23 protein-coding genes are annotated in these 21,668 nt (G+C 65.2%); 9 read left to right on the plus strand and 14 right to left on the minus strand.

The window, feature by feature from the left end:
- The first annotated feature begins 9 nt into the window (after positions 1-9).
- Both pdhA and AC1DX5_RS02655 read left to right on the plus strand, forming a co-directional pair.
- On the plus strand, positions 10-1,053 hold the full coding sequence (pdhA, locus tag AC1DX5_RS02650; protein WP_465173144.1) for a pyruvate dehydrogenase (acetyl-transferring) E1 component subunit alpha: 1,044 nt from the start codon (positions 10-12) through the stop codon (positions 1,051-1,053).
- Positions 1,053-2,453, plus strand: coding sequence for a pyruvate dehydrogenase complex E1 component subunit beta (locus AC1DX5_RS02655; protein ID WP_478014053.1), 1,401 nt, complete (start codon positions 1,053-1,055; stop codon positions 2,451-2,453). Before pdhA ends, AC1DX5_RS02655 begins: the two co-directional genes overlap by 1 nt.
- Before the next feature lie 61 nt (positions 2,454-2,514).
- On the opposite strand, the gene AC1DX5_RS02660 is transcribed toward AC1DX5_RS02655, so the two are convergent.
- From AC1DX5_RS02660 to AC1DX5_RS02670, 3 genes are all read right to left on the minus strand, one after another.
- On the minus strand, positions 2,515-4,296 hold the full coding sequence (locus AC1DX5_RS02660) for a pilus assembly protein TadG-related protein (RefSeq protein ID WP_478014054.1): 1,782 nt from the start codon (positions 4,294-4,296) through the stop codon (positions 2,515-2,517).
- A 95-nt stretch (positions 4,297-4,391) separates the two neighbouring features.
- Positions 4,392-5,087, minus strand: coding sequence for a TadE/TadG family type IV pilus assembly protein (locus AC1DX5_RS02665; RefSeq protein WP_478014055.1), 696 nt, complete (start codon positions 5,085-5,087; stop codon positions 4,392-4,394).
- Positions 5,060-5,650, minus strand: coding sequence for a TadE/TadG family type IV pilus assembly protein (locus tag AC1DX5_RS02670; protein ID WP_478014056.1), 591 nt, complete (start codon positions 5,648-5,650; stop codon positions 5,060-5,062). Before AC1DX5_RS02670 ends, AC1DX5_RS02665 begins: the two co-directional genes overlap by 28 nt.
- 250 nt (positions 5,651-5,900) lie before the next feature.
- On the opposite strand from AC1DX5_RS02670, the gene AC1DX5_RS02675 reads away from it, so the two are divergent.
- Both AC1DX5_RS02675 and AC1DX5_RS02680 read left to right on the plus strand, forming a co-directional pair.
- Positions 5,901-6,578, plus strand: a complete 678-nt coding sequence (locus AC1DX5_RS02675) for a squalene/phytoene synthase family protein (RefSeq protein WP_478014057.1) — start codon at positions 5,901-5,903, stop codon at positions 6,576-6,578.
- Between the two features lie 40 nt (positions 6,579-6,618).
- Positions 6,619-7,083 (plus strand): EF-hand domain-containing protein, encoded by a 465-nt coding sequence (locus AC1DX5_RS02680; protein ID WP_478014058.1) that lies wholly within the window; start codon positions 6,619-6,621, stop codon positions 7,081-7,083.
- Positions 7,084-7,372: 289 nt separating this feature from the next.
- On the opposite strand, the gene trmFO is transcribed toward AC1DX5_RS02680, so the two are convergent.
- From trmFO to AC1DX5_RS02705, 5 genes are all read right to left on the minus strand, one after another.
- Positions 7,373-8,689, minus strand: a complete 1,317-nt coding sequence (gene trmFO / locus AC1DX5_RS02685) for a methylenetetrahydrofolate--tRNA-(uracil(54)-C(5))-methyltransferase (FADH(2)-oxidizing) TrmFO (RefSeq protein ID WP_478014059.1) — start codon at positions 8,687-8,689, stop codon at positions 7,373-7,375.
- 85 nt (positions 8,690-8,774) lie between these two features.
- Positions 8,775-9,599, minus strand: a complete 825-nt coding sequence (locus tag AC1DX5_RS02690; protein WP_478014060.1) for a helix-turn-helix domain-containing protein — start codon at positions 9,597-9,599, stop codon at positions 8,775-8,777.
- 76 nt (positions 9,600-9,675) lie between these two features.
- Entirely contained in the window at positions 9,676-10,125 is a 450-nt protein-coding gene (locus AC1DX5_RS02695; protein WP_478014061.1) for a hypothetical protein, read from the minus strand.
- Positions 10,122-10,502, minus strand: coding sequence for a hypothetical protein (locus AC1DX5_RS02700; protein WP_478014062.1), 381 nt, complete (start codon positions 10,500-10,502; stop codon positions 10,122-10,124). Before AC1DX5_RS02700 ends, AC1DX5_RS02695 begins: the two co-directional genes overlap by 4 nt.
- 321 nt (positions 10,503-10,823) lie before the next feature.
- Positions 10,824-11,372: a GbsR/MarR family transcriptional regulator gene (locus AC1DX5_RS02705; RefSeq protein ID WP_478014063.1), complete on the minus strand. Its 549-nt coding sequence runs from the start codon at positions 11,370-11,372 to the stop codon at positions 10,824-10,826.
- Between the two features lie 650 nt (positions 11,373-12,022).
- Between AC1DX5_RS02705 and AC1DX5_RS02710 the strand changes: the two genes are divergently transcribed.
- From AC1DX5_RS02710 to AC1DX5_RS02720, 3 genes are read left to right on the plus strand one after another with little or no spacing between them, the layout of a single operon-like run.
- Entirely contained in the window at positions 12,023-12,688 is a 666-nt protein-coding gene (locus tag AC1DX5_RS02710) for a lysoplasmalogenase family protein (protein ID WP_478014064.1), read from the plus strand.
- Positions 12,663-13,094: a DUF488 domain-containing protein gene (locus AC1DX5_RS02715; RefSeq protein ID WP_478014065.1), complete on the plus strand. Its 432-nt coding sequence runs from the start codon at positions 12,663-12,665 to the stop codon at positions 13,092-13,094. Before AC1DX5_RS02710 ends, AC1DX5_RS02715 begins: the two co-directional genes overlap by 26 nt.
- Before the next feature lie 18 nt (positions 13,095-13,112).
- Positions 13,113-13,499, plus strand: coding sequence for a VOC family protein (locus AC1DX5_RS02720; protein ID WP_478014066.1), 387 nt, complete (start codon positions 13,113-13,115; stop codon positions 13,497-13,499).
- A gap of 81 nt (positions 13,500-13,580) precedes the next feature.
- Here the strand turns inward: AC1DX5_RS02720 and AC1DX5_RS02725 are convergent, their stop codons facing one another.
- The 6 genes from AC1DX5_RS02725 to yaaA form a co-directional block, all read right to left on the minus strand.
- Positions 13,581-13,925, minus strand: a complete 345-nt coding sequence (locus tag AC1DX5_RS02725; protein ID WP_478014067.1) for a DUF952 domain-containing protein — start codon at positions 13,923-13,925, stop codon at positions 13,581-13,583.
- 60 nt (positions 13,926-13,985) lie between these two features.
- Positions 13,986-14,306 (minus strand): type II toxin-antitoxin system RelE/ParE family toxin, encoded by a 321-nt coding sequence (locus AC1DX5_RS02730; protein WP_478014342.1) that lies wholly within the window; start codon positions 14,304-14,306, stop codon positions 13,986-13,988.
- Complete coding sequence (locus AC1DX5_RS02735) at positions 14,258-14,437, minus strand: antitoxin (RefSeq protein ID WP_465176590.1); 180 nt, start codon at positions 14,435-14,437, stop codon at positions 14,258-14,260. Before AC1DX5_RS02735 ends, AC1DX5_RS02730 begins: the two co-directional genes overlap by 49 nt.
- 71 nt (positions 14,438-14,508) lie before the next feature.
- Positions 14,509-17,283: a DNA gyrase subunit A gene (gyrA, locus tag AC1DX5_RS02740; protein ID WP_478014068.1), complete on the minus strand. Its 2,775-nt coding sequence runs from the start codon at positions 17,281-17,283 to the stop codon at positions 14,509-14,511.
- 110 nt (positions 17,284-17,393) lie between these two features.
- Positions 17,394-18,080 (minus strand): SDR family NAD(P)-dependent oxidoreductase, encoded by a 687-nt coding sequence (locus AC1DX5_RS02745; RefSeq protein WP_478014069.1) that lies wholly within the window; start codon positions 18,078-18,080, stop codon positions 17,394-17,396.
- Positions 18,077-18,829 carry a peroxide stress protein YaaA gene (gene yaaA, locus AC1DX5_RS02750; protein WP_478014070.1) on the minus strand — a complete coding sequence of 251 codons (753 nt, stop codon included), beginning with the start codon at positions 18,827-18,829 and terminating at the stop codon, positions 18,077-18,079. The genes AC1DX5_RS02745 and yaaA overlap by 4 nt, the downstream gene beginning before the upstream one ends.
- A gap of 193 nt (positions 18,830-19,022) precedes the next feature.
- On the opposite strand from yaaA, the gene AC1DX5_RS02755 reads away from it, so the two are divergent.
- Together AC1DX5_RS02755 and AC1DX5_RS02760 are read left to right on the plus strand one after the other, a co-directional pair.
- Entirely contained in the window at positions 19,023-20,276 is a 1,254-nt protein-coding gene (locus AC1DX5_RS02755) for a tetratricopeptide repeat protein (RefSeq protein WP_478014071.1), read from the plus strand.
- A 53-nt stretch (positions 20,277-20,329) separates the two neighbouring features.
- On the plus strand, positions 20,330-21,622 hold the full coding sequence (locus tag AC1DX5_RS02760; RefSeq protein WP_478014072.1) for a tetratricopeptide repeat protein: 1,293 nt from the start codon (positions 20,330-20,332) through the stop codon (positions 21,620-21,622).
- Positions 21,623-21,668: the final 46 nt, after the last annotated feature.

The raw sequence follows: 21,668 nt of genomic DNA on the forward strand, positions 1-21,668 counted from the left end.
TTCCCTCACGTGGCCAAAGCCCCTGCTGCTCGGAAAGCCGAGCCCCTGACGCCCAATCGCGAGCGTCCCGACGAACCCAAGCCCTACAAGGCGTCCAAGGAAGAACTGCTCGATTTCTACAAGCAGATGCTGCTCATCCGCCGCTTCGAGGAGAAGGCGGGACAGCTCTATGGCCTCGGTCTGATCGGCGGCTTCTGCCATCTCTATATCGGGCAGGAGGCCGTCGCGGTCGGCCTGCAATCAGCGCTGACCGACAAGGACAGCGTGATCACCGGTTATCGCGACCATGGTCATATGCTGTTGTGCGGGATCCCGCCACAGGACGTGATGGCCGAGCTCACGGGGCGCCAGGCCGGCATCTCGAAGGGCAAGGGCGGCTCGATGCACATGTTCAGCGTCGAGCATAAATTCTATGGTGGCCACGGCATCGTCGGCGCGCAGGTCTCGCTCGGCACCGGGCTTGGCTTCAGCCATAAATACAAGGGCGATGGCGGCGTGTGCCTTGCCTATTTCGGCGATGGCGCGTCGAATCAGGGCCAGGTGTACGAAAGCTTCAACATGGCCGAGCTGTGGAAGCTGCCGGTCATCTACGTCATCGAGAACAACCAGTACGCCATGGGCACGAGCGTCAACCGCTCCTCGTCCGAGGACCAGCTCTATCGCCGCGGCGAGAGCTTCCGTATCCCCGGCATCCAGGTCGACGGCATGGACGTGCTGGCGTGCCGCGGCGCGGCCGAAGAGGCTTTGGCCTGGGTCCGCGCGGGCAAGGGCCCGATCATCCTCGAGATGAAGACCTATCGCTATCGCGGGCATTCGATGTCCGACCCGGCAAAGTATCGCAGCCGCGAGGAGGTGCAGGCCGTCCGCGACAAGTCCGACCCGATCGAGCATGTGAAGAAGCTGCTCGAAGAGCTCGGCGCGAAGGAAGACGAGTTCAAGAAGGTCGATCAGGAGATCCGCAAGGTCGTGAACGAAGCCGCCGATTTCGCCGAACAGACGCCCGAACCGGAGCCAGCCGAGCTCTACACCGACGTGCTGGTGGAGAAATACTGATGGCGATCGAGATCAAGATGCCGGCACTTTCCCCGACGATGGAGGAAGGCACGCTGGCCAAATGGCTCGTCAAGGAAGGCGACACGGTCAAGTCCGGCGACATCATGGCCGAGATCGAGACCGACAAGGCGACGATGGAGTTCGAAGCGGTCGACGAAGGCACGATCGGCAAGATCCTCGTCGCCGAGGGTACCGATAACGTGAAGGTCGGCACCGTCATCGCGACGCTGAACGTCGAAGGCGAAGAGGCGGCGCCTGCTGCTCCCGCGCCGGCCAAGGCCGCCGAGGCCCCGGCACCGGCGGCACCCGCAGCCGCGCCTGCCGCTTCCGACGGAGAGGAAGACGGCGCGGCGACGCCCGAGCCGCTCGAGATCAAGACCAGCGCGCCCGAGCCCGAAGTGCCCGCAGGTACCGAGCTGGTGAAGATCACGCTGCGCGAAGCGCTGCGCGATGCGATGGCCGAGGAAATGCGCAAGGACGACCGCGTCTTCGTGATGGGCGAGGAAGTCGCGCAGTATCAGGGTGCCTACAAGGTCACCCAGGGGCTGCTCGACGAGTTCGGCGACAAGCGCGTGATCGACACGCCGATCACCGAATATGGCTTTGCCGGCGTCGGCACGGGCGCGGCGATGGGCGGGCTACGCCCGATCGTCGAGTTCATGACGTTCAACTTCGCSATGCAGGCGATCGACCASATCATCAACTCSGCCGCSAAGACCAATTACATGTCGGGCGGCCAGATGCGCTGCCCGATCGTGTTCCGTGGCCCCAACGGCGCGGCGAGCCGAGTTGGCGCGCAGCATTCGCAGAATTACGGTCCCTGGTATGCCAGCGTGCCGGGCCTGATCGTGATCGCGCCCTATGACGCGGCCGAYGCCAAGGGCCTGCTCAAGGCRGCGATCCGCAGCGAGGATCCGGTCGTGTTCCTCGAGAACGAGCTGCTCTATGGCCGCAGCTTCGAGGTGCCGGCGCTTGACGATTACGTCCTGCCGATCGGCAAGGCGCGGATCATGCGCGAGGGCAAGGACGTGACCATCGTCAGCTATTCGATCGGTGTCGGGCTGTCGCTCGACGCGGCCGAAGCGCTGGCGGCCGAGGGCATCGACGCCGAAGTGATCGACCTGCGCACCTTGCGACCGCTCGACAAGGAAGCGGTGCTCAAGAGCCTCAAAAAGACCAACCGCATGGTGGTGGTCGAAGAGGGCTGGGCGACCTGCTCGATCAGCTCGGAGATCGTCGCGATCGCGATGGAGGAAGGGTTCGACGACCTCGACGCGCCAGTGCTGCGCGTGACCAACGAGGACGTACCGCTGCCCTATGCCGCCAATCTCGAAAAGCTGGCTTTGATCAACGCCGACAAGATCGTCGCGGCGGTGAAGAAGGTCACCTATCGCGGTTGACGCATGACGGAGGCGAGGTCGGTACCTCGCCTCCTCACCATCGGACGATCAACTTCCTCTGTTATTGAACCAGTCTCGCCGACTGGAGGACCGTGGAGAACAGCTGCTGGAGGGCAGTGGTGATGTTCTCGTTTGCCGTCACCGTCTGGACCAGCGGCGAGCCGTTGGTGCCGGGCGACGCGCAGCTCTGCAGCGCGGTGACGACCCGATCGGAGGTCCCGGCATTCCCTGCCGGATAGGGCGAAGGGGGAGCCGGCAGAAACGGCGCGATGTTCGTCTGCGACCAGCTGTCGCCGGCGAGTGATTCCGGCAGATATTGCGTGTAGAGGATGGCGATCTTGATGCCCTTGGCCTTGATGGCGGTGCATTGAGTCAGGTCGGCCGTCCGCATCGGCCCGAAATAGCGACCGCCCCCATCCGGCTGGTCCAGCATGCCGTCAGTGATGATGAACAGCACCTTTTGCGGCGTGGCGCCGGGAGCGCCGGTCCCGGCATTGGGGATGGTGTCTTTCATCTTGGTGAGCATATTGGTCACTTCGGTGGACCGGTCGTCGTTGCTGGTGCCGTTGGTGGGCTGGGAATTCTTCCACCAATAATCGTCGACCGGGAACAGGGAGGCTGCCGAAAAGCCGCTGCCGTAGGACGCGACATCGGTCAGCGTATTGAGCGTCTTGACGGGCGAAGAGCCGCCGGATCGCGTCCAGTCGAAGGAAAACATCTGCGCCTGGTAGGTGACATGATATTGCGAGGCCTGGTTGGCCGCGAAGGGAATCAGCTGCGACGCCGCCGAAACGACCTCGTCCTTGCGCAGGACGATGCTTGCAGGGCTGCCGTAGATCTGCCCGTAATTGTGGGTCAGCCAATATCCGTCGGCCCAGTAGCCGGTGTCATAGACGGTATTGGTCGTGGTGGCGTTGCCCGTGGTCGTGGTGGTGGTCGAGGTGCCGCCACTGGCAGGGGTGGTCACGACTGTCGTGGTCGGCGTCGACGTCACCTTCTTGTAAACGGTCGCGGGACCGGTGGTGCTGTCGGTGACCGTATAGGTAGTGACCGCGACGGTGGTCACGGTCGTGTCGATGTTCTTCTTGGTGGTTCCGGTTCCGGACGTCGTCCTGGTCGGTCCCGACACCGATGTCGAGGAGGAAGTCATGAGATTGCCGGCGCTGTCATAGACCTGGTTGGCCGTCGAATTCCACCGATAATAGACATTCTGCGTCGATGAGCCGGAGGTATAATAGCCCAACGACAGCAATATATGGCGGGATTGCGTATCCCTGATGTAGATGTTGTCGCTTTTCGGCATTTGCGCATGACATGCAAAGGCGCAGCCGTCCGGCTTCTGGGATATTTTGGTCGCCGCGATGATCTTGCTGATCCCATCGGAGGTCGCGGGCAGCAGCATCGAGGGTGAATTGTCCATTGCCAGGTAGAAATCGACATTGGGCGGCTGAGCGGCGCTTGCCGTTGAGGTTCCCCTTATCGTCAGCGTATGGGCCCCAAGAATCCCACCGAACACGTTGATCGACTCAGCCGTGTAGCTGACGGTAGCCTTTCGAAGGTAGCCCAGCGCGCCGCTGCTCCCGGAGGTGCCGTCGACCACCACGGGCGTTACCACCAGATTCTCGTAACCGGTCAGCAGGCCGGCTTGCGCGTCGAACATGTGCCTTGCCGCGTCGGTCGACGTGCTGTTCGGCTGGAGGATCATCGCGGGCCCGACAGCCGCCAGCGCGGCAGCGTCGGCGGCCGCGTTCAGGTGAGTCTGCAGACTCATGGCGCGAGAATAATCCAGGCCGAAACCCAGCGCGAAGGTCACCGGGATGATCGCGAAGCCGGTTATCATCATGACCCCGCCTTTCCGATCGGCCTTCAGCCGAGCGAAAAGTCCGGCCAATAGGGCCGAGGGCCTGAAGGAGAGGCGTTTCTTCATCATGTCAGCACCTAGTAAAGGCGAGGGACCATATAGATGGTGTGAGTCAGCGCCGAGGGGGCGACGGCGACGAAGCCGACCACCGGCGTGAAATTGTAGGTAATCTTGCCCATGAACAGCCAACCCCCGGCCGTGCCGACCTGAGTCTTGGTGCTGGTGCCCGGAGCAAGATTGTCACATATGTTCGAGCCGTCGGGCGATGTCGGCACCATCGTGGAAGTGATCATTTCGCTCGGGATGGAAATGATGTTGTTGGCCGACTGCGCCGCATTCGCCGGCAGCGTGCCCGCTATGTGGCCAGAGGTGGTGGGCGTGACGACGCTGCCATTGGCGTTCTGCGTCTGGGCCTGAGTCCAGACGACATAGGCATGGGTGGCGTCGCAGACCCTGATCAACGAAATCTGCTCGGTCGCGTTATTGAGCTTGTAGGGCGCCAGGACGACCGCGCTGGCGCTGAGATAGGACCTCGCACTGGCGCCCAGTGGGTCGTTATAGATGATCGCGGGGGACATGGCCCGGCTGGTGAGGTCGACCAGCGACCGGGTCGCGACGGTCACCTTGCGACTGCAGGAGAGCATGTCCGACAAACAGCATCCGCCCGTGTACATGAGCAGGAGCACGGGCACGCAGAACGCGAATTCCACGATCACCGCGCCGCGCGAATCCCGGGCGAAGCGCTTCAGCACGAAGTCTGCGACGCGCTGCATGAATAGTCCTCCGTCGTGAACACCGACGTCGCCACGAGTTTGTGATTGGCATTGGGCTCATCGATCAGGTTCAGACCGAGCGGCCCTTTTCCCGTCGGCCACAGATAGATCAGCTGCAGGACGACGATGCGGTTCTTGCCCTGGCCGTTCGACTGGTAATTGTAGCCGGTGCCGGTCGAGGTCAGCACGCCATTGCTGTTATAGGTGAAGGTCGGTGAAGCGGTGCTGGCGATATTATAGGCATTTGCGGTGGTAACGTTGACCGTAAGTCGGGAGCAGGAGAGCGTCGGAGGCAAGAGCGGGCGAATAGTCATAGCCTGGCCATTGGAGCCGGTGCCGGACACGCCGTTGCAGATGGCATTCTTGAAGTCGCTCGCCGACATGCCGACATGGCCGTTGGCCAGCTGCACCGTCTGAGCCGAGCCGGTCAGCAGCAGTCGCCCGGCGCTCTCGGCCGCCGTTTCCAGCATCTGTTGCGCGAGGTAGATGTGCATCGTGTACAAGACCGCGAGCAGCAGCGCGATAAAGGCCGGCCCGACGATGGCGAACTCCAGGACGGCCATGCCCTCACGGTTCTCCCACAGATTCGTGCGGAATCGGTGCCCCGGGCTCCGTGCACGAATGATAGTGCGCAAAATCGCCACGCATGGCCTCCTTGAGTCCCTTCTCCGGGAACGACGTTCAGATTTCGTAAACGGCCCGTAACGCCGGGCGGCTGGGGCGTTGCAGCGGTATCCCAGTGATGTACATCCGGCGCATGAAACAGAGCGTCATCGCCAGCATCTTCGGTCTTTTCTGCGAGTTTTCCGCGGCATGAGCGCGGACGGCCCGTTGCACGATCCGGAACTGCGGCTCGCCCTGCTTTATGCGCCGCGCGCCGCGTTGCCCGCGCTGGAGGCGTTGTTCGCGCTCGATTCGAGCCTTGCCCAGATCCTGCGCACGACCCGCGAACCGATGGTCGGGCAGATGCGGCTGACCTGGTGGCATGAGGCGCTGACCCGCCTCGACACCGCGCCGCCACCGGCCGAGCCGGTGCTGCAGGCGCTGGCGCTGCATGTCGTGCCCAATGGCGTCTCGGGCGCCCGGCTGGCCTGGATGATCGAGGGCTGGGAGGAGCTGCTCGAGCCGGAACTGGATGACGACGCAATCGCCCGCCACGCCGCGCGGCGCGGCGGCAAGCTGTTCGAGATGGCCGGGCTGCTGCTCGGCGCGGCGGAGACCGATCCGCTGGTTGCGGCGGGCGAGGGATGGGCACTGGCCGATCTCGCGCGGCATCTGAGCGATCGCCCCACCGCCGACCATGTCCTCGCGCGCGCCGCTGCGCCGCTGGCCCAGGCGACTCGCCGGAAATGGAGCCGGCAGGCGAGGCCGCTTGGTGCGCTGGCGCACATCGCGCGTCTCAACCTCGACATCCCGTTCGATCAGCCGATACCGACCGGCGCTCCCCGGCGCGTGGCGCGCTTGCTGCTCCACCGATTGACCGGCCGCTAGAAGACGATAGCTTTCCAACACGGATCGGGAGGAGAGTGGGATGTGGCGTTATGTCGCAGGCGGCGCTTCGGCGCTGCTGCTGGTAACCGCGGGGATCATGCTGTCGACCGGCAAGGCCCGTCCGCCATCGCCCCTGGCCGCGGCGCCGGTCGTGGCGGCCGCGCAGGATGCACCGCTTCCCGCCACCGTGCCCGAGGCGAGCGAACGCACGCGCGAGCAGAAGCGCTTCGACCGCTACGACAAGGACCGCAACGCGCAGGTGACGCGCGAGGAATATCTCGCGCAGCGCCGCAAGGCCTATGCGAAGCTCGACGCCAATCACGACGGACAGCTCTCGTTCGACGAATGGGCGGTGAAGACGACGACCAAGTTCGCGGAGGCCGACAAGGACAAATCGGGCGCGATGACCCCGGTCGAGTTCGCGACGACCGCGCCGAAACGCACCGTCAAACGGCAGCCCAATTGTCCGCCCGCTCAGGCTCCGCGTGAGGACGAGGAGACCTGAAAGGTCGAATCCTGCCGTTATCCCGGACCTTGTTCGGTGATTGTCCCCCTTCAGCCAGGTACGCGATATTGCTGAAAGTCTCCTTGTGCTCCCGCGAAGGCGGGAGCCCAGACCGGGTCAGTGTCGGGCCGGATCGTCCCCCGGACGATCCTTGCCCCCTGCGGGGCAGGGGCGACCCGACACGCCTTCGCGGGGACACAATGAACAAGTCCGGGATGATGATGAAGCAAGCGACGTCGACGCGCTTGTGCTGCCACGATCCCATCGGCCATTGAATCGATGGTGACGATCAGGCCGCGATCCATCCCTCGAATGCCGCCCGCGCGCGATCGGTATACATCTTCTTGCGGTCCGCTTTCTTCGTGCGGCCGGGGATGGGCGGCATCAGGCCGAAATTGACGTTCATCGGCTGATAGGTCTCGGCGACCGCCGCGCCGGTGATGTGGTGGAGCAGCGCTCCGAACGCCGTCTCGACCGGCGGCGGGGTGAGCGCCTGCCCGCCCAGCTCGGCMGCGGCGAARCGGCCGGCGAGSAGGCCKATSGCGGCGCTCTCGAYATAGCCCTCGCAGCCGGTGATCTGGCCGGCGAAACGGATATTGGGCTTGTTCTTCAGCCGCAATGTCGGGTCGAGCAGCTCGGGCGAGCGGATGAAGGTGTTGCGGTGAAGACCGCCCAATCGCGCGAACTCGGCATTCTCGAGGCCCGGGATGGTGCGGAACAGGCTGACCTGCTCGGCATGCTTCAGCTTGGTCTGGAAGCCGACGATGTTCCACAAGCTGCCCTGCGCATTGTCCTGGCGGAGCTGGACCACGGCATGCGGCCAGCGCCCGGTGCGCGGATCGTCGAGGCCGACCGGCTTCATCGGACCGAAACGCAAGGTGTCGAAGCCGCGCTCCGCCATCACCTCGATCGGCATGCAGCCCTCGAAATAAGGGGTGTCCTTCTCCCATTCCTTGAAGTCGGTCTTTTCGCCCGCGATCAGCCCGGCGTGGAAGGCGGCATATTGCTCCTTGTCCATCGCGCAGTTGATGTAATCCTTGCCCTCGCCCTTGTTCCAGCGGGACTGGAACCAGGCGGTCTCCATGTCGATCGAATCGAAATGGACGATCGGCGCGATGGCGTCGAAGAAAGCGAGCGAATCCGCACCGGTCGCGGCGCCGATGCTGGAGGCGAGACCGGCGGCGGTCAGCGGGCCGGTGGCGATGATGGCGAGGCCGTCATCGGGCAGGGCGTCGACCCGCTCGCGCACCACGGTGATGTTGGGGTGCGTGGTGATGGCAGCGGTCACGCCCGCCGAGAATCCGTCGCGGTCTACGGCGAGCGCGGAGCCCGCGGGGACCTTGTGGATATCGCCTTCGCGCATGATCAGCGAGCCCAGCGCGCGCATCTCGGCATGGAGCAGGCCGACCGCGTTGCTGACCGCGTCGTCGGAGCGGAAGCTGTTCGAGCAGACCAGTTCGGCCAGGCCGTCGGTGTGGTGGGCCGGCGTCATCTCGCCCGAACCGCGCATTTCGGAGAGCTTCACCTTGAAGCCGGCCTCGGCAAGCTGCCACGCGGCTTCGGAACCGGCGAGGCCGCCGCCGATGATATGGATGTCATGAGTCATGGCGCGGGCAGATAGCAGCGTGTCCGGCGATGGGCCAGCAGCGGGTAGTTTATCGGGATTTGATCCTCCCCGGCACGGGGAGGAATTATCCCTCCTCCTCCTGCGCAAGCTCGGCACAGACCCGGGCGGTGTGCTCGTCGGCGGGGAAGGTACAGTCGATCCGGATTTCGTCGAGCGTTACGTCGTGGGGTGCAGCGAAGGTCGTGAAGGTTTCGAAGAAGCGCAGCTCGCCGCGCGGGCTGGCGAAGGTGAAGGTGATGATCGGCGCGGGCTCCTCGCCGAGATCGCGCAGCCGCCAGCGCTGCGGCACGCCGGTGTACTGGAAAACCTCGTCGAGCAGCTGCCGGGTCCGGCGATCGGTCGGGTTGGCGGCGAGGTCGTCGTGCAGGTGGCGGATGAAGCGCCCGGCCACTTCGGGCCAGTTGACGATGACCGAGCGGAAATCGGCGGGGTCGAACAGCTGGTGGAGCAGATTGGCGTGCGGGCTCTGGCGGCCGCCGGTCAGCAGGGTGTTGAGGCGCACGGCCGCCGCGTTGGTCATCAGCACGTCCCAGTGCCGGCTGATCACGAAGGCGGGATAAGGCTCCTGATGCGCGATGATCAGCTCGACGGCCTGGCGGACCCGGTCGAGCGCGGGCGCGGTGAGATCGCGTTCGGGGTGCATCGCCGCATAGCCTGCGGCCCGCAGCAGGACGTTGCGCTCGCGCAGCGGCATGGCGAGCGTATCGGCGAGCCGCGAGATCGTCTCGCGGCTCGCCCTGGCCTTGCCGGTCTCGATGCAGCTCAGATGCCGGGTCGAGATGCCGGCCTCGAGCGAGAGGTCGAGCTGGCTCATGCGGCGTGCCGCGCGCCATTCGCGCAGCAGCATGCCGATGGGCGGATAGGCGTCGTCTGTCGCATGTGTGGCCAAGGCGTCCTCCCGCTTTCGTCGCAGGATAGCCGGGTTCGGGCGGCGCGATATAGCCCCGCCCGGTCGCGGAGCCCCGTCACCAGGTGATCCGGCGGCGACAGATCAAGGCGCAGCAGGCACCGGTGAAAGTGAAGGCGACGAGAGTCGTGGAAGGTTCGCCGGCCGGTCTGGAATCGGCGGCCACGACGAAAAAGGCGGAGGCAAGCGCCCCGGCCAATGCCCACATCACCGGCAGACGAGCGGCGTCGTTGCGATTGCCCAGCCAGGTCATGAGCCAGGCACCGAGGAGATTGGGCAACACCGCGACGATCGCGCCGAAAAATACCGTCAACAGCGCGATCAGGGGTGTCGCCGGGATGATCGATCCGGTCAGATCGATCGAGCGCGCTGTCCCGGGATCGTCGGCCCATAGACCGATGCCGATGCCCAGCAGGAAGAGCGGTCCGGCAGCCACCGAGGCTAGCGTGATGCTCGACGTGTTGATCGAGGCATATGCCACCGTCCGCCCCTCCTGCGCGCGGGTCATGCGACAGTCGGCCGGCGGTGGTCGCGATCATCGAGCCAGCCATTCACCTTGCGGCCGAACTGCGCGATCGCGCCCATGTTGAAGAAGTGCATGGCGCCCAGCACGATCACCGCGAGGCCGACCTTGCCGCTGAGGAAGCGCATTGCGCCGGTGATGGTGGTCGGTTCCTGGCCGAGGCTGAGGGTGAGGGTGATGAAGCCGATATTGACGAGGTAGAAGCCGACCACGAGCAGATGGTTGGTCGAACGCGCCAGCGTCTCGTTCTGGCCGAAGCACTGGCTGAGGAACACGACGCCGTTGCTGGACAGGGTCCGCGCGACCCAGATGGTGATCGCCAGCGTGATCGCGAGATAGAGGATGTAGACGGTCTCGACCATGGTTATTTCCTTTCTTTCTGTAATTTGAGAAATAGAGCGGCGTGAAATTGCCCTTCTGCGACGATTTTTAGTCCTCAGTGGCGGGTGTTGGAGGTGATCGAAAGCGAGGTTTCAAACGGGGCTGGTGGACGATTTGATTCACGCGACGCCGCGGAGACGCGAAGAGAAATCGTGTCGGGCGGGAGCAATCCGGCTTCGGGCCGAGGAGCACGTCTCGCAGATTTGAATCGCGCTGCCATTCGCCTATTTCCTCCGCGTCTTCGCGGCTTCGCGTGAAAAATTCTTCTGCCGGGGCGAGTGACGTGCCGACCGCCCATCGACCTACTCCCCCTTGGCCTTCGCCCCCGGGATGAAGCGGGCGACCTTGCTGCCGAGCTTCATCAAGGTGACCAGGGTCGGCTTGGGCAGGGTGCGGACCTGGTCGTACCAGCCGCCCAGGGTCGAGATGAATTCGTGCATCCGCGTGACCCGCTCGCGGACATGAGCGGGCGCGGCCTTGTCGTTCTTCATGCGCTCGGACAGCTCGGCGAGCAGGGCGAGGGTGGGGTCGATCTCGCGGCGCTTGCGCTCGGCGGTGATGCGCATCAGCATTTCCCACAGATCGGTTTCCGCGACGAAATGGTCGCGCCGGTCGCCCTCGACATGGACGCGGCGGACGATGCCGTATCCCTGCAGTTCCTTGAGGCCGGTCGAGACGTTGGACCGGGCGAGGCCAAGCGCCTCGACGATTGCCTCGGCATCGATCGGCCTGTCGGACAGATAGAGCAGGGCATGGATCTGCGCGACCGACCGGTTGACGCCCCATTGCGTGCCCATCTCCCCCCAATGGAGGATGAAGGCCTTGACGTCGGGATAATCGGTGAGGGTCATGTATTTCTCTTTTCTGTAAAGACAGAAATATTAGATATCGAGGAGGGCGTCAAGGGGGTGTCCACCATGTCTCCGAACGGTGGGTTTCGTTGTGGTGCGGATCGATGTCCGGTGGAGAATGCGGGGCGGCGTCGTGCGGGAATGGGCGATTGTTTCACGCGAAGACGCGAAGGAGAAGAAGGGGAAGCTGGCACAGATGGTGGAGCCGCTCTCTTCGCGCCTTCGCGTCTTCGCGTGAAAAATCTTCCTGGAGAGTTGGGCGAACGGATCGTGCAATCAGCTGCCGGCCGGTCGCTGGGGCGAGAAAAGGGGTGTTCGCGCGGAGGCGCTGAGGCGCGGAGAGTGTCCGGTCGGTCGCACCGTCATCGCAAAATCGCGAGCCCTGTGAATGCGCGATGATGACGCGACCACCATGCCAATGCCCTCAGCGCCTCCGCGCGACCATTCCTGCACGGCCTGACACACAAGGCGGGTTTGAGGGGCCTCAACCGGGCCCGGTGCCGGGCGCGCCGGGCATCAGGGCGCACTATCATCCGCATTATTACGCGGCGTTCGTGTTCGATCCCGACGGGATCAATGTCGAGGCAGTCTGCCATCTGCCCGCATGAGGACGGATTGCGCGATCCCTCGCGGAGCGCGATACCGTTGCGATGACCGAGACCAGAACACCGCCCTTCCCGAACTTCTGGCTCTTCCCGGCCGCGATCCTTGCGGGCGCGACCTTCTGGGCGGCGAGCCATATGGGGCTGTCCGGCGCGCTGTTCGTGGCCTGGAAGGGCGTGTGTGTCGGGCTGCTGACGCTGTGCGCCGGTCTCGCCGCGCGCGAGCGCAATGGCTGGCTGCTCACCGCGCTGCTGGCGCTGGGAACGCTGGGCGATGTGGTGCTGGAAACCTCCGGCATCGTGGTCGGCGGGGCGGCCTTTCTGGCGGGGCATCTCGTTTCGATCCTGCTCTATCTCTCCAACCGCCGGAAGGAAGGCGGCGCGGTGGCGATCGCGATTGCCGTGGCGGTACCGGCCGCTGCCTTCGCCATTACCCGGGATGCCGGCGCGACGGTCTATGCGACCGGGCTGGGCGGGATGGCGGGCGCTGCCTGGTACAGCCGTTTTCCGCGGACGCTGGTCGCGACCGGCGCCCTGATGTTCGCGGCATCGGACCTGCTGATCTTCGCCGAGCTCGGGCCGTTGAAGGGCTCGATCCTGCCGGTCCTGACGATCTGGCCGCTCTATCTCGGCGGCCAGACGCTGATTGCGTACGGCGTGCTCAGGACCCTCGAAGCGAGGAAGCGGAATGAAGATCTTCACCATCGGCTATGAAGGCACGACCATGGCCGACTTCCTCGCCGCGCTGAAAGGCGCGGGGGTGGAGCGGGTGATCGACGTGCGCGCGCTGCCGCTGTCGCGGCGGCCGGGTTTCTCCAAATCGTCGCTCGCGGCCTCGCTGCTGGAAGCGGGGATCGGTTATGTCCATCTCAAGCAACTCGGCACGCCGAAGCGGGGCCGGGATGCCGCGAAGAAGGGCGACCGGGCGACGCTGGAAGAGGTCTATGCCGGGCAGCTCGAACTACCCGAAGCGCAGGCCCAGGCGGCGCAGATGCTGGATCTGGCCGCGGAGAAGCCGAGCGCCCTGTTGTGTTTCGAGCGTGATCCCTGTGTGTGCCACCGCACCTTGCTGCTCGATGCGGTGGGCGGAGACGCCGAAATCGTGGACCTGTTCGCCTGAACCCTGAAAGGACAATCGATGATCGATCATATGGGCATCGCCGCGTCGAACTTCGACGCTTCCCGCCGCTTCTACGAGTCGGCGCTTGCGCCGCTCGGGATCGGGCTGATGATGGAGGTGACGCCCGAGGAAAGCGGCGGCTATCACGGGCTCGGGCTGGGCAAGCAGGGCAAGCCGTCTTTCTGGGTCGGCAATGGCGGGCCGCGGGGCGCGGGCATGCATGTCGCCTTCACCGCTGACAGCCGTGCCGAGGTGGACGCCTTCTACGAAGCGGCGATGGCGAGTGGCGGACGGGACAATGGGGCGCCCGGCGTGCGGGAATATTATCACCCGAATTATTACGCCGCATTCGTGTTCGACCCCGATGGGATCAATGTCGAGGCGGTTTGCCACCGGCCGGAATGATCGACGCGGAAGTCAAGAGCAGGGCTTCGACGAGCTCAGCCCGAACGGGTGACGCACTGACCGGACGAGCGCGCGCCCCGATCAACCGGCGACCGGAAGCCTGACCTTGCCCTGATCGTCCCGTTCCATCGGGCCATAGGCGATCACCGTTTCCAGCAGCAGCGGGCCATAGATGTGCGGAAACAGCTGACCGCCGCGCGACGGCTCCCATTTCAGCGTCTCGCCCTGCGCGTCGAGATCGACCGCGGCGATGTGGAGATCGGTCTGGCCGGCGAAATGCTTGTCGACCGTCTCGTCGAGCTGCTGCGCGGTGGAGAGGTGGATATAACCATCGGCCAGGTCGATCGGCGCGCCGGCGAAGCTGCCGGTTTCGAGCACGGCCATCTGATCGGCGGTCAGGACCTTGTAGGCGGTTAACGACGTCATGCGATTCCCTCTCCAAAACTAACGGATTGTGAGTCACCCGAGGGACCGCGCATACAACGGTCAAGCTTCCTGGTCGTCTTGAAGCTGCGCGCTGTGGCGAATTCCCACGATAAAGACCCGGTCGCCGTCAACCAGATACCGAATGACATAGGGCTGGATCGTGACCAGTTCCCGCCTTCCTCCCGACACCGGGCGACCGCGATGCGGATAGGTCTGCAGACTGTCGCCCGCCTCGATCAGGCGACGCGCCATGCGTCGCGCTGCCTGTGGATCGAATTGGTGAATGTAGGAGCGGATCAACTCAAGATTGGCGAGCGCTTCCCGCGTCCAGACTATGCGAGCCATTCGGGCGGCGCGGGAGTCTCTTCTGGCGTGCCCCATTTGGCCAGCCACGCGACCACCTCCGCGTGATCGACGGTACGCCCCGCCTTGATATCGGCGTCTGCCCGCGCGTCGGCTGCCGTCTCGGCATCAGGATCCGTCTGCTCGAATATCGCGCGTTCAGCCTTCATAGGCGGAATATAGCATGATCCAGCCGGCCTTGCGAGGGTGCCCGCCGCCCGAAGCGGCGGACGTCATCCCATCAGGCCTCGCCGCCGTCGGCCAGATCCTCGCTTGTGTCGCCGTCGGGCGTCGGCGCGCCGGCGATCGGGCCGTCGGACAGATCGACCTCGGCCTCTTCCTCGGTTTCCTCGATGCGCGCGGCGGAGACGACATGTTCGTCCTTGCCGACATCGAACAGCTTCACGCCAGCCGAGCCGCGGCCGATGACGCGCAGGTCGCCGAGCGACATGCGGATCAGCTTGGCCTGATCGGTCACCAGCATCAGCTGATGCCCCTTGGAGGCGGGGAAGCTGGCCACCACCGGGCCGTTGCGGGCGATATTGTCGATGTTCGTGATACCCTGGCCGCCGCGACCGGTGCGGCGATATTCGAAGGCGCTCGACAGCTTGCCGTATCCGTTCGAGCAGACCGTGAGGATGAATTGCTCGCGGCTCATCAGCTCTTCGAAGCGGGCGTCGTCCATCAGGCGCGGCGCGCGGTCAGCGACCTCGGTATTCTTCCAGGGGGCGTGGCGGAGATAATCGTCACGTTCGTCCTGATCGCGGACACCCACCTTGTGCAGGATCGAGAGCGACATGACCTCGTCGCCCGCCGCCAGCCTGATGCCGCGTACACCCGTCGAGTTGCGGCTCTGGAACTCGCGCACCTCGTCGCCCGCAAAGCGGATCGCCTTGCCCTGGCGCGTGGCCATCAGGACGTCGTCGGCTTCGTCCAGCAGCGCGACGCCGATAAGCCGGTCGTCCTCGTCCTCGCCTTCGAACTTCATCGCGATCTTGCCGTTCGACGGCACGTTCGTGAATGCGTCCATCGAGTTGCGGCGCACATTGCCCTTGGCGGTGGCGAACATGACGTGGAGCTTGCCCCACTCCGCCTCGTCTTCCGGCAGCGCCAGCACGGTCGAGATCGTCTCGCCCTCTGCGAGGGGTAGCAGGTTGATCATGGGGCGGCCGCGGGTGGCGGCGCCGCCCTCGGGCAGGCGCCAGACCTTCATGCGGTACACCTTGCCGAGCGTGGAGAAGAACAGCACCGGGGTGTGCGTCGAGGTGACGAACAGTTCGGTGATGATATCCTCGTCCTTGGTCGCCATGCCGGCGCGGCCCTTGCCGCCGCGGCGCTGGGCGCGGAAGGTGTCGAGCGTGGTGCGCTTGATATAGCCCTGCATGGTCACGGTGACGACCATGTCCTCGCGCTCGATCAGGTCCTCATCGTCGATGCCGTCGGCGGCGGCGGCGATCTCGGTCTTGCGCGGCGTAGCGAAGGCCAGGCGCACGGCGGCGAGTTCGTCCTTCATCACGCCATAGAGCTTCACCCGGTCGCCCAGGATCGCGAGCAGCTCGGTGATCGATTCGGCGAGCGTCTTGAGCTCCTCGCCGATCTCGTCGCGGCCGAGCGCGGTGAGGCGGTGCAGGCGCAGGTCGAGGATCGCGCGGACCTGGATGTCGGACAGGCGATAGGTGTCGCCCTCGACCTCTTTTTCGACCGCTTCGACCAGCTTGATATAGGGCAGAATCTCGGCGATCGGCCATTCGCGCGCCATCAATGCGGCGCGCGCGACGGGCGGGCTGGACGAACCGCGGATGATCTTGACCATCTCGTCGAGATTGGTCGTCGCGACGACCAGGCCTAGCAAGATGTGCGCGCGCTCGCGCGCCTTGGCCAGCTCGAACTTCGAGCGGCGGGTGATGACCTCCTCGCGGAACTTGACGAAGGCCTCGATGATGTCGCGCAGGTTGAGCGTTTCGGGCCGGCCGCCGCGGATGGCGAGCATATTGGCCGGGAAGCTCGATTGCGCAGGCGTGTGGCGCCAGAGCTGGTTGAGCACGACCTCGGCCGTCGCGTCGCGCTTGAGGTCGATGACGATGCGCACGCCGTGACGGTTGGATTCGTCGCGGATGTCCGAAATGCCCTCGATCCGCTTGTCCTTGGCGGCCTCGGCGATCTTCTCGACCAGGGCGTTCTTGCCGGTCTGGTACGGGATTTCGGTGAGCACGATCGAGCGCTTGTCGTTACGCCCTTCCTCGACGACGTGGCGCGAGCGCACCATGATCGAGCCGCGGCCTTCATGATAGGCGCCCTTGCAGCCGGCGCGGCCGAGGATGATGCCGCCGGTCGGGAAATCCGGACCGGGCACGATCTCCATCAATTCGTCGATGGTGATCGCGTCGCCGCCGTCGAGCGAGCGCTCGATATAGGCGAGGCAGGCATCGACCACTTCGCCGAGATTGTGCGGCGGGATGTTGGTCGCCATGCCGACCGCGATGCCGCCGGCGCCGTTGACCAGGATGTTGGGGAAGCGCGCCGGGAGCACGGTCGGCTCTTCGCGCGATCCGTCATAGTTGGGCGCGAAATCGACCGTGTCCTTCTCGATATCCTCGAGCAGGGCCATTGCCGCCTTGGTCAGCCGCGCTTCGGTGTACCGCATCGACGCGGGCATATCCGGATCCATCGATCCGAAATTGCCCTGGCCGTCCATCAGCATCACCCGCATCGCCCAATCCTGGGCGAGGCGGGCGAGCGCCATGTAGATCGAGCTGTCGCCGTGCGGATGGTAATTGCCCATCACGTCGCCGACGATCTTGGCGCATTTGCGATACGGCCGGCCGGGGACGAAGCCGCCCTCCTGGCTGGCGAAGAGGATGCGGCGATGCACCGGTTTCAGCCCGTCGCGCACGTCCGGCAGCGCGCGGCTGACGATCACGCTCATCGCATAATCGAGATAGCTCGAACGCATCTCGTCGACGATCGAGATCGGTGAAATATCGGAAGGGTCGGCGAGGAGTGTCTCGTCGGTCAAGTTTCAAGGCTTTCGGAAATGGTGTGTATGTCTGTTCGATGACGGTCTAGACCAGCCTGCCGCCTTTGTCACGCGCGTGCGTCACGCGTGCGCGCGTACGCGAGGGGACGCTACGGCGCGATTTCCGCGCCGTCCCAGGCCAGATGCTTTCCGCTGTGGGGCGCTTTCAGGCCGTCGATCACATCCAGCAACTGCATCGCCGCCCGGGCCGGATCGAACAGGGTGCCGGGCGCGGCATTGCCGCGGAACGGGCGCGACAGATCGGTGTCGACGGTGCCCGGATGCAGCGCGACGACGATAGAGCGATCGTTGCGGCGCTTCTCCTCGATGGCGAGCGTGCGGACCATCATGTTGAGCGCGGCCTTGGACGCGCGATAGCCGTACCAGCCGCCGAGCCTGTTGTCGGCAATGCTGCCGATCCGTGCCGACAGGACCGCGAAGACGGTGCGGCCGGTGCGCGGCATCAGCGGCAGGACATGCTTGGCGACCAACGCCGGGCCGATCGCGTTCACCGCGAAGGTGCGGGCGAGCCAGGCCGGATCGAGCTCCTGCATGGCCTTTTCCGGGCCTTGTCCCTTCTCGTGCAACAGGCCGGTCGCGACGATGACGAGAGTCGGGGCGGGGCCTTTGGCGACGATGGCGGCCGCGGCGGCGATGCTCGCTTCGTCGGTCAGGTCGGTGCCGGTGGCGCTGCGGGAAAAGGCGTGAACCGTCATGAAGGCGTCTTCCTCCTCGAGCGCGTCGCGGAGCGCGCCGCCGATGCCGCCCGACGCGCCGAACACGACGGCGCTGCTCATGCGCGGACGAAGCGCCAGCTGTCGGGCGCGCTCGCCGCGGCGTCGAAGCGATAGCCCGCGCTGTCGAATCCCTTCATCGAGTCGATGTCGGTGATGCGGTGCTCGCACAGCCAGCGCGCCATCATGCCGCGCGCCTTTTTCGCGTGGAAACTGACGAAGCGCGGGCCATCGGGGCCGGGCTCGCGGAAATCGACATGGATGACGCGCAGACCCGCGAGCTTATCGGCGACGGCGTGGAAATATTCCTGGCTGGCGAGATTGAGCACCACGCCCGAGCCCTCCGCCGCGACATCGTCGCGGACGGCCTGGGCGATGCGATCGCCCCACCAGGCATAGAGGCTCTTGCGGCGCGGCGCCCAGCGCGTGCCCATTTCCAGGCGATAGGGCCGCATCGCATCGAGCGGGCGAAGCAGGCCGTACAGGCCGGACAGCATGCGCACATGATCCTGCGCGAAGGCGACGCCCGATTCGTCGAGCGTGCGCGCCTCGAAACCGAGATAGACGTCGCCGGCAAAGGCATAGAGCGCCGGGCGCTCCGGCTGGGCGTCGAATCCGGCGAAGCGGTCGGCGTTGAGCTTGGCGAGCTTCTTCGAGATTTGCATCAGCTCGGCCAGGCGCTTCTGGCTGAGATGGGCGGCCGACGCGGCAAGGGAGCTCGCCTCGGCGGCGAAACGCGGCACGGTGGCCTCGACCGGCGGCAGGGGCCGTTCATAGTCGAGAGTCTTGGCGGGGGAGAGCAGGGCGATCACCCGCTGCGCCTAGTCGGTGCGGCGCGCGCGAGTCAAACGTGCTGTGTCGCCCGGGGGATCCGGTGCGTTAAAGCAGCGTTCAGCGCCTGAATGCGAACCAAACGGGTAATCCGTGCGCTTGAACCATGGTGCCCCCCACATTAGAGGCGTCTGCGAATTGACCGGACATCCATCCGCTTAGGAGTTTTTCTTGATGAAGTTGCTTCCGAACGTCGCCCTGGCCCTGATGCTGTCGCTTGGTGCCACCGCCATGGTTGCCGCGCCCGCAACCGCGCAGAAGAACAAGAAGGACGACAAGGCGGAGGCGGGCGTGCCCAAGCTGTCCGCGAGCCCCGCCTTCGGCAAGGCCGCGCAGGAGGTCAAGAAGGCGCTCGACGCCAAGGATTATGCCACCGCCGAAGCCAAGCTCGCCATCGCCGATCCGCTCGCGACGACGGACGACGACCGGTATTTCGCCAATATCTTCCGGCTGAACATCGCAAGCGAGAAGAAGGACAACGCCACGCTGGCCACCGCGCTCGATGCGCTGATCGTGAACCCGAAGACTCCGCCGGCCGATCTTCCCGCCTATAATTTCGTGCGCGGCACGATCGCGATCGACGCGAAGCAGAACGAGCAGGCCATTCCCTTCCTGCTGAAGGCGCGCGAACTCGGCTATGCCAAGTCGGACCTCTCGGTATCGCTGGCCCAGGCGTACGGCTCGACCAACCGGACCAAGGACGCGATCGCGGAGCTCGACAAGGCCGTCGCCGCCGAGACGGCGGCCGGCCGTACGGCGCCTGAATCCTGGTACGCCTATGCCGTGAGCAACAGCTATGCCGCCCACGACGTTCCGACGGCCGAGGACTGGCTCGTGCGTCAGCTCAAGGCCTATCCGAAGGTCGCCACCTGGCGCACCGCGGTCGGCAATTTCCGCAAGGTGACTGATCCGACCAACACCAAGTTCACCAAGGCGCAGAAGCTCGACCTGTACCGCACGATGCGCAGCACCAAGGTGTTGAGCGATCCGAACGATTATTATGGCTATGTGCAGGCCGCGCTGGATTCGGGCCTGCCGTGGGAATCCGCCGCGGTGATCGACGAGGGCCGCGCGGCCGGCAAGATCCCGGCGGGCGATGCCGATATCGCGCGCGTCTATACGGCGGCCCAGACAGCGATAAAGTCCGAAGTGTCGGCGGCAAGTGCCGCGGGCAAATCCAAGCCGAGCGTCGCCGGCGACATTTATTATGCCGCGGGCGATTATGCGAAGGCCGTGGAAAGCTACACGGCGGCGGCCGGTCAGGCCGGTGCCGATGCGAGCACGGTGAACATGCATCTCGGCATGGCGCTCGCCAATCTCGGCCGCAAGGACGAAGCCAAGGCCGCTTTCGCCAAGGTCGCCACCGCGCCGCTGAGCCAGATCGCGCATCTGTGGACGATCTGGCTGGACTCGCCGCCGCTGGCGTGATTCACAGGAGCTAAGAGCGCGACCGCCAGCGCCGGTTTTGGAGAATATCAGTAATGAAGACGATTTCGACGATGGCGCTGGCGGCGCTGCTGACGGCGAGTGCCGCAATCCCGTTCGCGGCGACCGCTGCGGGCAAGAAGGAACAGCCGGCGTCCGACGGTCCGGCGAGCTTCGTCCTGTCCAAGCAGGTGCGGGATTCGGCGGCGGCGGCGACGCTGGCGCTGAAGGCCAATGACCTGGCGGGTGCCGAAGGCGCGATCTCGACGATCGAGCGGAGCGCGAGCAACGACAGCGAGCGCTTTGTCGGGCGGACCCTCCGGGTGAGGCTGCTCAGCGCATCGCCGGTGACGGTCCAGACCCAGACGGCGATGGTCAAGCCGCTGACCGAACTGATCGCCGATCCGCGCACGTCGAAGGACGACGCGGCGCGGTACAACTACACGCTCGGCGATTTCGCCTATGCGCGGAAGGATTATGCCAAAGCGGTGCAATTCTATCGCCAGGCGCGCGAGAATGGCCTGCGCGACGACGAACTGAACCTGCAGATCGTGCGCGCGAACATGGAAGGCGGGCAGGTTTCCGCCGGCGCGGCCGAAGTCGATGCGCTGATCGCGGCCCAGATCGCGGCAGGCAAGAAGCCGCCGGAAAGCTGGTATCGCTTCACGACGCAGCGGCTCCGGCTGAAAAAGGCGCCGGAGACGGCGGCCTGGACCGGCAAATGGCTCGCTGCCTATGGCACCAAGGCGAACTGGCATGACGCGATCGCGATCAACGGCTTCAAGGACGAGGACGAGACCAAGCTGAGCGCGGCCGAGCGCAAGGATCGCGACACCCGGTTCGTCGACCTGTTCCGCCTGATGCGCGCGACCAAGAGCCTGGCCGGCCAGAAGGAATATCTGGAATATGCCCGGCGGGCGAACAATCTCGGCCTGAAGGACGAAGTGAAATCGGTGATCCAGGAAGGGCTCGCCTCGGGCGCGATCCCGCCCAAGGACCCGGAGAGCATCCGCCTGCTCGGCACCACGCCCGCCAAGGGCAAGGCGGCGCCGGCGGCTGGCCCGACCGAAGCCGCCGCGCGCAAGGCGGCAAATGGCGAGCTGGCGGCACAGCTCGGCAATATGAGCATCGGCAGGGGCGCCTATGCCAAGGCGGTCGAGATGTACGATCTCGCGCTGGCAAAGAGCGTCAAGGATGGTGACGATGTGCGCCTTCACCGCGGGATCGCGCTGGCGCTCGCCGGCGACAAGGAGCGCGCGCGCGCCGATCTGGCGACGGTTGCCACGGCGCCCGACAGCGACACCGCGACGCTCTGGAAGATCTGGCTCGATACTCCACCCGCCGTATAGCGGTTGCCGGGGGATGGAGCATTCGGGAAGGGGCGGCGTGGCCGCC

Source organism: Sphingomonas sp. P2_B6 (assembly GCF_056404755.1).

Coding starts and splice junctions, on each gene's coding strand:
- AC1DX5_RS02660 (WP_478014054.1), bottom strand. CDS start 4,296: ATGATGATAACCGGCTTCGCGATCATCCCGGTGACCTTCGCGCTGGGT.
- AC1DX5_RS02665 (WP_478014055.1), bottom strand. CDS start 5,087: ATGCAGCGCGTCGCAGACTTCGTGCTGAAGCGCTTCGCCCGGGATTCG.
- AC1DX5_RS02670 (WP_478014056.1), bottom strand. CDS start 5,650: ATGGCCGTCCTGGAGTTCGCCATCGTCGGGCCGGCCTTTATCGCGCTG.
- AC1DX5_RS02675 (WP_478014057.1), top strand. CDS start 5,901: ATGAGCGCGGACGGCCCGTTGCACGATCCGGAACTGCGGCTCGCCCTG.
- AC1DX5_RS02680 (WP_478014058.1), top strand. CDS start 6,619: ATGTGGCGTTATGTCGCAGGCGGCGCTTCGGCGCTGCTGCTGGTAACC.
- AC1DX5_RS02695 (WP_478014061.1), bottom strand. CDS start 10,125: ATGACCCGCGCGCAGGAGGGGCGGACGGTGGCATATGCCTCGATCAAC.
- AC1DX5_RS02700 (WP_478014062.1), bottom strand. CDS start 10,502: ATGGTCGAGACCGTCTACATCCTCTATCTCGCGATCACGCTGGCGATC.
- AC1DX5_RS02705 (WP_478014063.1), bottom strand. CDS start 11,372: ATGACCCTCACCGATTATCCCGACGTCAAGGCCTTCATCCTCCATTGG.
- AC1DX5_RS02710 (WP_478014064.1), top strand. CDS start 12,023: ATGACCGAGACCAGAACACCGCCCTTCCCGAACTTCTGGCTCTTCCCG.
- AC1DX5_RS02715 (WP_478014065.1), top strand. CDS start 12,663: ATGAAGATCTTCACCATCGGCTATGAAGGCACGACCATGGCCGACTTC.
- AC1DX5_RS02720 (WP_478014066.1), top strand. CDS start 13,113: ATGATCGATCATATGGGCATCGCCGCGTCGAACTTCGACGCTTCCCGC.
- AC1DX5_RS02725 (WP_478014067.1), bottom strand. CDS start 13,925: ATGACGTCGTTAACCGCCTACAAGGTCCTGACCGCCGATCAGATGGCC.
- AC1DX5_RS02730 (WP_478014342.1), bottom strand. CDS start 14,306: ATGGGGCACGCCAGAAGAGACTCCCGCGCCGCCCGAATGGCTCGCATA.
- AC1DX5_RS02735 (WP_465176590.1), bottom strand. CDS start 14,437: ATGAAGGCTGAACGCGCGATATTCGAGCAGACGGATCCTGATGCCGAG.
- AC1DX5_RS02745 (WP_478014069.1), bottom strand. CDS start 18,080: ATGAGCAGCGCCGTCGTGTTCGGCGCGTCGGGCGGCATCGGCGGCGCG.
- AC1DX5_RS02755 (WP_478014071.1), top strand. CDS start 19,023: ATGAAGTTGCTTCCGAACGTCGCCCTGGCCCTGATGCTGTCGCTTGGT.
- AC1DX5_RS02760 (WP_478014072.1), top strand. CDS start 20,330: ATGAAGACGATTTCGACGATGGCGCTGGCGGCGCTGCTGACGGCGAGT.